General features: G+C 35.7%; 1 protein-coding gene. It reads right to left on the reverse strand.

Annotated elements, in window-relative coordinates:
* The coding region (locus FDW96_RS15425; RefSeq protein WP_212732919.1) for a hypothetical protein at positions 1-333 on the reverse strand (333 nt) is incomplete at both ends.

Consider the following 333-nt stretch of genomic DNA (forward strand, 5'->3'; position numbering starts at 1 on the left):
GTGTTTTACCAATATCTGGTCCCCACCAAGTAATACTACCGTTTGTGTCTATGTCAATATGGAAAGAAGTCTCATGTCCAGCAAAATGACCAACAATACTTTGAACAACAGCTGGACGAAATTCTTTATCTACCCATGGTCCAGACATTTTAATGCCAGCTTTTGTAGTTGATACACTACCAAAGAGTCTAACAATTACTAAATCATCGTTCTTTTTAGTGAATTGCAACTGCATACCATTTCCAGTTTGAATTGTCAACATTTGAGTTGGAACATCGATTGTACCTCTAAGTGATATATCATTTGCATTGATTGAACCTTTAAGCGATAAAT

The organism is Citrobacter sp. TBCS-15 (assembly GCF_005280815.1).
GTDB lineage: Bacteria > Pseudomonadota > Gammaproteobacteria > Enterobacterales > Enterobacteriaceae > Citrobacter > Citrobacter werkmanii.